Annotated in this window: 6 protein-coding genes; 3 read left to right on the top strand and 3 right to left on the bottom strand. The window is 64.5% G+C overall.

Annotation, left to right across the window (positions count from 1 at the left end; genetic code table 11):
- Nucleotides 1-762, bottom strand: a 762-nt coding sequence (locus tag APH44_RS16945; RefSeq protein WP_156343767.1) for a VOC family protein, incomplete at its 3' end; no start/stop codon positions are given.
- Between the two features lie 219 nt (nucleotides 763-981).
- A complete protein-coding gene (locus APH44_RS16940; protein WP_054893715.1) occupies nucleotides 982-1,872 on the bottom strand; it encodes a LysR substrate-binding domain-containing protein in 891 nt (296 codons plus the stop codon).
- A 137-nt stretch (nucleotides 1,873-2,009) separates the two neighbouring features.
- Between APH44_RS16940 and APH44_RS16935 the strand changes: the two genes are divergently transcribed.
- Both APH44_RS16935 and APH44_RS16930 read left to right on the top strand, forming a co-directional pair.
- On the top strand, nucleotides 2,010-3,500 hold the full coding sequence (locus tag APH44_RS16935; protein WP_054893714.1) for an aldehyde dehydrogenase family protein: 1,491 nt from the start codon (nucleotides 2,010-2,012) through the stop codon (nucleotides 3,498-3,500).
- A gap of 157 nt (nucleotides 3,501-3,657) precedes the next feature.
- Nucleotides 3,658-4,944, top strand: coding sequence for an FAD-binding oxidoreductase (locus APH44_RS16930; protein WP_054893713.1), 1,287 nt, complete (start codon nucleotides 3,658-3,660; stop codon nucleotides 4,942-4,944).
- Nucleotides 4,945-4,986: 42 nt separating this feature from the next.
- On the opposite strand, the gene APH44_RS16925 is transcribed toward APH44_RS16930, so the two are convergent.
- On the bottom strand, nucleotides 4,987-6,414 hold the full coding sequence (locus tag APH44_RS16925; RefSeq protein ID WP_054893712.1) for a mechanosensitive ion channel family protein: 1,428 nt from the start codon (nucleotides 6,412-6,414) through the stop codon (nucleotides 4,987-4,989).
- Nucleotides 6,415-6,649: 235 nt separating this feature from the next.
- Between APH44_RS16925 and ycaC the strand changes: the two genes are divergently transcribed.
- Entirely contained in the window at nucleotides 6,650-7,279 is a 630-nt protein-coding gene (gene ycaC / locus APH44_RS16920) for an isochorismate family cysteine hydrolase YcaC (RefSeq protein WP_054893711.1), read from the top strand.
- Nucleotides 7,280-7,334 lie beyond the last annotated feature (55 nt).

The following is a 7,334-nucleotide window of genomic DNA, read 5'->3' as shown; positions in this document are numbered from 1 at the left end:
ACCTTCGACCACGGCCTTGGGCGGAATGCCCTTGGCCGGCATGCCGACCTGGATCGCATCGATGTCCAGCGTGCGTGGCGTCAGGTGATTGATATGCGGGCCCTTGAAGGCCACCACATCGGCGATCAGGCGGTGCTGATCGTGCAGTTGCTGGTACTGTTCGGCGGTGACGGTGGCTTGCTGGTGCCAGCGGAAAGTGTGCAACGCCTCCTGTACGAAGGTTTCGGCATCGGCTGCGTTCAGGCCGCCGTCGCGTTCGCGCTGGGCGATCAGTTCGAGCACGCGCGGGGTGAAGATCTGGCGTTTGGCCAGGATGTCCTGGGCCAAGGCGCGCAGGGGCGGGTTATCGATCAGTTCCAGGCGCAGCAGCGAGGTGAACACGCGGAACGGGCTGATGTGCAGCGCCTGTTCGTGCACCGCGCGAAAGGCGGTGGAGTGCACCGGGACGCCGGCCGAGCTCAGGTCGTAGTAGCCAACCGGCTCCATGCCCATGACGGCGAACAGGCGGGCGATGGTCGCCAGCTCTTCGGCGGTGCCGACGCGGATCGCGCCATGGCGCTCCTGATCCAGGCGTTCGACTTCACCGGTCCAGCGCAGGGTCTGGGCGACCTCAGGCTGCTGGGCCATGACCTGCTGGTTGATTTCGCTCACCAGCGCCAGCAGCGTGCCGTACAGCGGCACTTCCTGTTTGTACATGAGCGACATGGCGGCAGAGAACTGCGCGCGGATGCTGTCGGGGCTGACGAAATCGTGGGCGGGCATCGCTAGCTTCCTGAAGGTCAGTAGATACCCTTACATGAAAGCGGGGAATGGACTTTGTCCACAAGCGAAAAAAAGTGTGAGGGTCATTCCTTTTGCTATTGAATTTGCCGGCCCAATCGCGGGGCAAGCCCGCTCCCACAGGCCCCCGCCGACTCTGAGACCAGCGGGGTGCCTGTGGGAGCGGGCTTGTCCCGCGATAGGGCCGGCCGCTCCAGCGCATCACCCTGGCAACTGCGCCCGAATCCACTCCACCAACGCCCGCACCTTGGGCACCTCCGCGGCATGTTCGGCGAACGCCAGGTAGTGCTTGCCGTTGCTCGGCATGGCATGGTTCCAGGCCACCACCAGGCTACCCTCGGCCAACTCCTTGGCCGCCAGGTAGCGCGGCACCAGGGCCACGCCGCAGCCGGACTGCGCGGCACTGAGGGCCATGTAGAAGGTGTCGAAGCGCGGGCCATGGTAGCTGTTGTCGGTGTGCAGCCCCTGTTCCAGGAACCATTCATGCCAGGCCTCCGGCCGCGAAGTGCTTTGCAGCAGCACCTGCCCGGCCAGCGCGCCGGGGCTGTCCAGCACTTGTCCGGCCAGTAGCTCCGGGGCGCATACCGGCACTACCTCTTCGCCGAACAGTTCCACGCAGGTCGCACCCGGCCAGGTGCCCTGTCCGAAGAAGAACACCACGTCGGCCGAGCCCTGCAGCAGGGCGAAGGGCTCCATTTCGTTGCGGATGTCCAGGTGGATGTTTGGGTGGCGTTTGCCAAAGCCCTTGAGCCGAGGAATCAACCAGCGCACGCCAAAACTCGGTTGAGTGGCTACTTTCAATACTTCGGTCTGCTCGCCATAGGTGAGGACATAGCGGCTGGACATGTCCACCTGGGTGAGGATCTTGTTGACCTCGGCCAGGTACAGCGAGCCCGCCGGCGTGAGCTGCAGGCGCCGGCGGATGCGCAGGAACAGGTGGTGACGCAGCATCTCTTCGAGCTGTGCCACCTGCTTGCTGACAGCGCTCTGGGTCAGGTGCAGCTCTTCGGCGGCGCGGGTGAAGTTCAGGTGGCGGGCGGCAGCCTCGAAGCACTGCAAGGCCGTCATCGACGGAACCAGGCGTTTGGACATGGCACTCTCTACGGCAGCGATACCATTCCGCAGGGGAATGATAAGAGGAATAAAGGTCGTTTGTTGCAGCAATGTAATCGGATTAATACTGATCCCCATCACCTTTTCAACCCTTCACCCGATGTAGGAGAAGCACAATGGTTGCTGCATTGCTCGAGCGCCTCGGCGTCGCCGCCGCGGATCACACCCAGGGCGACTACCCTGTTCACACGCCGATCGACGGCAGCCAGATCGCCTCGGTGAAATTGCTCGGCAAGGCCGAGACCATCGCCCGCATCGACCAGGCGCAAACAGCCTTCGAAGCCTGGCGCAACGTACCGGCCCCGCGTCGCGGCGAGCTGGTGCGTCTGTTTGGTGAAGTGCTGCGTGCGCACAAGGCTGACCTTGGCGAGCTGGTGTCCATCGAAGCCGGCAAGATCACCCAGGAAGGCCTGGGCGAAGTGCAGGAGATGATCGACATCTGCGACTTCGCCGTCGGCCTGTCTCGTCAGCTCTACGGCCTGACCATCGCCTCCGAGCGTCCGGGCCACCACATGCGTGAATCTTGGCACCCGCTGGGCGTGGTTGGGGTGATCAGCGCCTTCAACTTCCCGGTTGCGGTATGGGCATGGAACACCACGCTGGCGCTGGTAGCCGGCAACTCGGTGGTGTGGAAACCTTCGGAAAAGACCCCGCTGACCGCACTGGCCTGCCAGGCGCTGTTCGAGAAGGCCCTGAAAGCCTTTGGTGAGGCGCCGCAGGGCCTCAGCCAACTGGTGATCGGCGGGCGTGAAGCCGGTGAAGCCTTGGTCGATGATCCACGTGTACCGCTGGTCAGCGCCACCGGTAGCACCCGCATGGGCCGCGAAGTAGGCCCACGGGTTGCGGCGCGCTTCGGCCGCAGCATCCTCGAACTGGGCGGTAACAACGCCATGATCCTTGCCCCGAGCGCCGACCTCGACCTGGCCGTGCGCGGCATCCTGTTCTCGGCCGTGGGTACTGCTGGCCAACGCTGCACTACGCTGCGCCGCCTGATCGTCCACCGCTCGATCAAGGACGAAGTGGTCGCCCGCGTCAAAGCCGCCTACGGCAAGGTGCGCATCGGCGACCCGCGCAAGGACAACCTGGTCGGCCCGCTGATCGACAAGCTGTCCTTCGACGCCATGCAGGGCGCGCTGGCCAAGGCACGCGACGAGGGTGGGCAGGTCTTCGGTGGCGAGCGGCAATTGGCCGACCAGTACCCCAATGCCTATTACGTATCGCCTGCCATCGCCGAGATGCCGGCACAGAGCGAGGTGGTGCGCCACGAAACCTTCGCGCCGATTCTCTACGTGCTGGCCTACGATGATTTCGAAGAGGCGCTGCGCCTGAACAACGAAGTGCCACAGGGCCTGTCGTCGTGCATCTTCACCACCGACATCCGCGAGGCCGAGCGCTTCCAGAGCGCCTCGGGCAGTGATTGCGGTATCGCCAACGTCAACATCGGCACCAGCGGCGCGGAAATCGGCGGCGCCTTCGGTGGTGAGAAAGAGACGGGTGGTGGCCGTGAGTCCGGTTCGGATGCGTGGAAGGGCTACATGCGCCGTCAGACCAATACCGTGAACTACTCGCGTGAGCTGCCGCTGGCGCAGGGCATCGTGTTCGACTGATGTAATGGCCGGGGGCCTTGGCCCCCGGTTCGCGGGACAAGCCCGCTCCTACAAGGATCGCGCAGGCGATGGGGATCCCTGTAGGAGCGAGCTTGTCCCGCGATTGGGCGATACGCCGCCCTAACCGCAACAAGAACAATATTGCTGGAGCCGGGCCATGTCCGAACTGCGTCAAGAATGTCTGTGGGAATCGATCACCCAACCGACCGTTGCTTCACAGGCCCTGGCCGGTGAATACACGGCCGATGTCTGCGTGATCGGCGCAGGAATCACCGGGCTGTCGGCGGCGATCCACCTGCTCGAACAGGGCAAGTCGGTCGTCCTGCTGGAGGCCTGGAAGGTTGGGCATGGCGGTTCCGGGCGCAATGTCGGGCTGGTCAATGCCGGGACCTGGATTCGCCCTGACGACGTCGAGGCAACCCTGGGCGTCGAGCAGGGCGGGCGCCTGAACAAGGTGCTGGGCGAGGCACCCGGTGAAGTCTTCGCCATGATCGAACGCCTGGGCATCGACTGCCAGGCTCAGCACAAAGGCAACCTGCACATGGCGCACAACGCCACGGGCCTCGCCGACCTCGAAGCACGCCACGAGCAATGGCGCCGCCGGGGTGCCGACGTGGAACTGCTGCGGGGGGCCGAGTGCCAGGAATACTGCGGTACCGACAAGATTTCCGCCGCGCTGCTCGACCGCCGCGCTGGCACCATCAACCCCATGGGCTACACCCAGGGTCTGGCCGCCGCGGTGCAGCGTCTGGGGGGTAAGCTGTTCCAGCAATCGCCGGTCGAAGGCCTGACACGTGATGGCGACGGCTGGCGAGTCGCCACCGACCGTGGCAGCGTGCGCGCCGACAAGGTGGTGATTTCCACGGGCGCCTACACCGAGGGCGACTGGAGCCATTTGCAGAAGCACTTCTTCCGCGGCTACTACTACCAGGTCGCCTCCAAGCCACTGCAGGGGGCGGCGGCCGACAGGATCCTGCCCCATGGCCAGGGCTCGTGGGATACCCGCACCGTACTCAGCAGCATCCGCCGCGATGATCAAGGTCGCCTGCTGCTCGGCAGTCTGGGCCGGGTCGACAACAAGCCGGCCTGGTTCGTGCGCAGTTGGGCCGATCGAATCCAGAGCCATTACTTCCCCGAGCTGGGCAAGGTCGAGTGGGAGGTGCACTGGACCGGTTGCATCGACTTCACCCCCGACCACCTGATGCGCCTGTTCGAGCCGGCGTCGGGGGTGGTGGCGGTGACGGGCTACAACGGTCGTGGCAATACCACGGGCACGGTGATTGGGCGGGCCCTTGCGGAGTTTCTGCTCAAGGATGATCCCGACCACCTGCCGATCCCGTTCTCGCCGATGAAGCCGGTGAGTGCGCCTTCGTTGCGCACGGCCTTCTACGAGTCGGGCTTCTCGCTGTATCACGCTGGGCAGTGCTTGCGCGTGGTGTTGTGATTGCGCTGGCCCTTTCGCGGATAAGCCCGCGAAAGGGCCCGTTTATTTGTGCAGCCAGCTCAGGAAGCCACCCTTCTTCACCGCTGCCGGTTTCTGCAGCAGCAGTGACTCCCGGCTCTGCAGCCTGAAGCGCTGCAGCTTGTTCAACGCCTGTACCACTTCGCCGCGCTCGGCCAGGCAACTGCGCACCTGCTCCTTGTCGATCCGGTACAGCAGGCAGCCGGTCAGGGTGCGGAATTCGGCGAACGAGCTGTCCTCGTCCATGATGCCCTCGATCCCCAGCACTTCCCCCGGCCCCATGCGCCCGGCCTCCACCCGCTTGTCGCCATTGCGGATCGTTGCCTGTACCACGCCGCTGCCGATCACCAGCAGGTGATCGGACTGTTCGCCGACATCCAGGATCACCTGGTCGGCCAGATACTCCACCGCCATCATGCGCTGGCTGAGGGCATCGCGCTCCTCGCTGCTCAGGGAACGGAACACCCGCACTTCGTCGAGCAGCTCACGCTGTCGGCTGCGTGGGGTCACCGCGAGGTCGAGGTTCCACATCACGCCGCTGGCCTCGAGATGGCGGTGGGCGAGGTCGAACAGCTGGTTGCGTACTTCGGTCTTGTGCGCCGCGTCGGCGATAAAGCCGCTGGCCTCGTATTCCACCGATTCCAGTGTCGAGGCTTTCACCGACACCTTCGCTGCGGGTGACGGGAGCAGGGCGCTGGTGCCTTGCAGGGCTTTTTCCAGCGCATCGAACACCCGCTTGGGGCGGATCCTGGCGGGTACCACCACACTGATCGAAATTCCGTGGCGGTCGGCAGGCCGGCTGTGGTTGAGCAGGCGCGCCTTGGCTGCCACCGAGTTGGGAATCACCGCCAGGCTGCCGCTGCCGGTGATCAGCCGCGTGGCGCGCCAGTCGATATCCACCACCTTGCCCTCGGTGCCGTCGATGGAGATCGAGTCACCGATCTGGTAGGGCCGCGTGGTGTTGAGCACGATGCCGGAGAACACGTCGGCCAGGGTGCTCTGCAGCGCCAGGCCGATGACGATGGCCATCACCCCGGAGGTCGCCAGCAACCCCTTGACCGGCAGTTGCAGGACATAGGCTGCCGCTGCCACGGCCGCGGCGAGAAAGATCAGCGCTCCCACGACATCCTGCAGCAGGCGTCCGCCGTGACTGCCGCGGGCGATCATCAGCAGGCCGAACACCACCGTCACCGTGCGCGCGCCGAACAGCCACCAGCCGATGGTCAGCACCGTGGCGATCAGGTTGCGCGCGACATCGTCCGCCCATGGCGGCGGTTGCAGCGGGCTCATGCCGGCCGCCAGCAGAACTGCGCTGAAGATGACGAAGATGCCCAGGCGCGTGACGATACGCCAGGCGCGGCGCTCCAGCGGGATCAGTTGCCAGAGCAGCAGGTCGAGGAAGATCAGGCAGGTACCCAGCAGCAGGGGATAAGACTGGATGAAGGCCAGCATGGTGGTCTCGGGGGGCTAGGGGAGGGCTGAGGGGTAGTAAAGAGCAGGTTGGTTGCCCAGGCAATGGGGCATCTATGGGAGTGGGTTTGCCCGCGAACAAGACCGCACCGATTTCATCGTTCCAAAAAAGGAACGCTAAGGCTGTTTTTCACTATCTACCGCAAGAAATGCAATGTTTTTAATCTGTGCCCATGCAGTCGAGACAACAACCCAACCCATCCGAAGGAGCACGACCATGAGCCAATTCACCTACAACCGCCTGAACAAAGACGATGCCGCCGTACTGCTGGTCGACCACCAGGCAGGCCTGCTGTCGCTGGTCCGTGACATCGAGCCGGACAAGTTCAAGAACAACGTGCTGGCGCTGGCCGACCTGGCCAAGTTCTTCAACCTGCCGACCATCCTCACCACCAGCTTCGAGCAAGGCCCCAACGGCCCACTGGTGCCGGAGCTCAAGGCGCTGTTCCCGGACGCGCCCTACATCGCCCGCCCTGGCCAGATCAATGCCTGGGACAACGAAGATTTCGTCAAGGCGGTGAAGGCCACCGGCAAGAAGCAACTGATCATCGCCGGTGTCGTGACAGAAGTGTGCGTGGCCTTCCCGGCACTGTCGGCCCTGGCCGAGGACTTCGAAGTGTTCGTGGTGGCCGATGCCTCCGGCACCTTCAACGAGATGACCCGCGATGCCGCCTGGCGCCGGATGGAAGCTGCCGGTGCGCAACTGATGACCTGGTTCGGCGTGGCCTGCGAGCTGCACCGCGACTGGCGCAACGACGTCGAAGGCCTGGCCGCGCTGTGCTCCAACCACATCCCCGACTACCGCAACCTGATCACCAGCTACAACGCCCTCACCGCGGGCAAGTGAGCCGCCCCGCCAGGCGCCCTCTGCGGCGCCTGGTCAACTTTTGCTCAGGTATTCA

The sequence above is a fragment of the Pseudomonas sp. NBRC 111143 genome, from assembly GCF_001320965.1.
GTDB lineage: Bacteria > Pseudomonadota > Gammaproteobacteria > Pseudomonadales > Pseudomonadaceae > Aquipseudomonas > Aquipseudomonas machongensis.
This window is presented reverse-complemented; position numbering and strand designations above follow the sequence as displayed.

What these genes read in the sequence shown, in the direction of transcription:
- APH44_RS16925 (WP_054893712.1), bottom strand. Translation starts at nt 6,414, where the DNA reads ATGCTGGCCTTCATCCAGTCTTATCCCCTGCTGCTGGGTACCTGCCTG.
- APH44_RS16935 (WP_054893714.1), top strand. Translation starts at nt 2,010, where the DNA reads ATGGTTGCTGCATTGCTCGAGCGCCTCGGCGTCGCCGCCGCGGATCAC.
- ycaC (WP_054893711.1), top strand. Translation starts at nt 6,650, where the DNA reads ATGAGCCAATTCACCTACAACCGCCTGAACAAAGACGATGCCGCCGTA.
- APH44_RS16930 (WP_054893713.1), top strand. Translation starts at nt 3,658, where the DNA reads ATGTCCGAACTGCGTCAAGAATGTCTGTGGGAATCGATCACCCAACCG.
- APH44_RS16940 (WP_054893715.1), bottom strand. Translation starts at nt 1,872, where the DNA reads ATGTCCAAACGCCTGGTTCCGTCGATGACGGCCTTGCAGTGCTTCGAG.